Origin of the sequence: Acinetobacter sp. YH12069 (assembly GCF_013419675.1) — a bacterium.
GTDB lineage: Bacteria > Pseudomonadota > Gammaproteobacteria > Pseudomonadales > Moraxellaceae > Acinetobacter > Acinetobacter amyesii.
This window is the reverse complement of record NZ_VOZS01000051.1, coordinates 1-2,221: the sequence shown is the minus strand read 5'-3', so window position 1 is coordinate 2,221 and position 2,221 is coordinate 1. Positions and strand designations below refer to the sequence as shown.

Genomic DNA, 2,221 nt, shown 5'->3' with positions numbered 1-2,221 from the left:
GAGAACTCGATGGCACTGTCAGATGATGTTGGTTGAGCCATTCATATAGTTGTTGCATCACTGGTTGACTATGCTGTTGTCGGTATTCGCGGCGGTCTTCCGCTGTACCATCGGTCTTTTTCCTGAGTTCTGCTTCTATCGCATACAGTTTCTGAATCAGCACTAAGGCCTGTTCAGCGACCTGACTTTTCCCAGTTACATGCAGTTCATGGAATTTACGACGTGCATGGGCCATGCAGCCCACCTCTATGACCTGGCCTGATTTAAAGCGTGCTTTATAACCACTGTAATCATCACAGACTAGATAGCCCTGCCAGCCTTTCAAGAACTCTGCAGCATGCTGGCCTGAACGACTATCCTGAAAGTCATAGATCACCGCCTGAACTGGATTGTACTGTGTGGTGGCATAGGCCCAGACATAACCTTTCTTCGGTTTTTTATCATTCTCACCCATCCGCATGATGGTGACTGGTGTTTCATCTGCATGCAGCACCTGCTGTTGTAGTACCACCTCTTTTAAGGCATTGGCCAGAGGTTCCAGTTCCACACCGCAGCGACCTATCCAGTCAGATAAAGTTGATCTAGAAAGTTCGATTCCCGCCCGCTGATAGATCAGACGTTGACGGTACAGCGGCAAATGATCGGCATACTTCGATACCAGCACATGGCTGAGCAATTCAGGTGAAGCAATGCCTTTATCAATCACATAGGCGGGCATCGCTTGCTGAGTCAGAGTGTCACACTGATCACAGACCCATTTACCACGCACATGCTGTTCCTTATAGAACTGTGCCGGTCTGAAATGCAGTTTTTCACTGATATCTTCGCCGATACGACGTAACTGGCAGCCACAACTGCATTGGGTTGATGCAGGTTCATGCTCAATACGGATGGTGTGTAGATGATCTGGCAGCAGTCGACGTTTAGGTTTGTTGACTGTGGCTTTCTGTGTCGCTGCATGGGTTTTATCTGCATTTAATCGTTCTAATTCCAGATCAACGGCTGCGATATCTTCTTCGACCGCCTCATCCCACAGATGGATTTGTTTTGCGGTGAGATGTTCGTTTTTACTGCCGAATTTATGCTGTTTAAACAGCGCCAGTTCATGCTCGTATTTTTGATTGAGAATAGAAAGATGCTGAACTTTAGAATCTAATTGCTGATTGGTGACTTCAAGATGTTGAACTTTGGCATCTAATTGTTGATTTGATACTTCCAGATGTTGAACTTGAGCATCTAATTGTTGTTTATCTTCTGCGAGTTGTTGATGCTGCATCGCCAACTGCCGGGTGAATTCCAGCAGTTGTTCATGGGTCAGTTGGCTTAAATCTGGCAGCGTATTCATGACCGCAGTATGCCTGAGGTCATGAGAAGAATGAAATAGAACGTTTGGAGGATGGCAGAATAGCCGAGCTTGGTTTAGAGCATCGTGACCACCTGCTGTCGTCCAATGCGCTGCCAAGGCAAACCCTGGATTAATGCCTGTAACTGTTCCGGGTTGAGAGCTACGCTTTCACCCTGGTGAACTTTAGCCCAGTGGAATTTTCCCTGTTCCAAACGCCGGGCACACAGCCAGATGCCCAGTCCATCATGTACCAGCACTTTCATGCGATGGCCACGTTTATTACAGAACAGGTAAGCACAATGCGGTTTAATGTAGCCAAAGGCTCTCACCACCTGAGCCATGACAGTATCCATCCCTGCTCGCATATCCAGAGGTTGGGTAGAAAGCCAGATTTCATCGATACGGATCATGTTGCCAGCACCTTGAGTAATTCTGCCAAGGCAGGTATTTCTGATACTTGCCATTTCAAGCCAATTTCTGCTTTTGAGTGGGGTAAAGTAATTTGAACTTTTAACATGTCAGTAGGAGTAGGATCTAATGGTGCAGAGCAAGATAAGGCAATAAATGCAGGTTTATTCGGTAGTGGTGAGCGATCACTCCCTGGCTTAGCATCAATTAAGCGAATCCATTTGGATACAAGATTTGTATTCAATCCATGTTGCAAAGCGACTGAAGCAATTGAAACGTCCGGTGCTTTACAAGCCTGAACGATCTGCTGTTTAAATTCAGCACTGTATGTTCTTCGTTTTTTCGCAAGAGATGCGATGGATGTCTGATGATTTGTAGTCATAAATTTAAGTCCCCACTTGTTTCTAAGTGGGGACTAAATTAAGGCTTATAGGATGAATTCAGAAGGTGTGTTCAGCGGACGCTTAC

Annotated in this window: 3 protein-coding genes; all 3 read right to left on the bottom strand. The window is 46.0% G+C overall.

Going from position 1 to position 2,221, the window contains the following annotated elements; genetic code table 11:
* Positions 1-1,345: IS66 family transposase (locus tag FTU16_RS16340; protein ID WP_180004518.1), on the bottom strand; the 1,345-nt coding region annotated here is incomplete at its 3' end.
* 74 nt (positions 1,346-1,419) lie between these two features.
* Positions 1,420-1,755, bottom strand: coding sequence for an IS66 family insertion sequence element accessory protein TnpB (gene tnpB, locus FTU16_RS16335; RefSeq protein WP_004828548.1), 336 nt, complete (start codon positions 1,753-1,755; stop codon positions 1,420-1,422).
* The gene (locus tag FTU16_RS16330) at positions 1,752-2,135 is read right to left on the bottom strand and encodes a transposase (RefSeq protein WP_004828545.1); all 384 of its coding nucleotides are present in this window, start codon (positions 2,133-2,135) and stop codon (positions 1,752-1,754) included. Before FTU16_RS16330 ends, tnpB begins: the two co-directional genes overlap by 4 nt.
* Positions 2,136-2,221 lie beyond the last annotated feature (86 nt).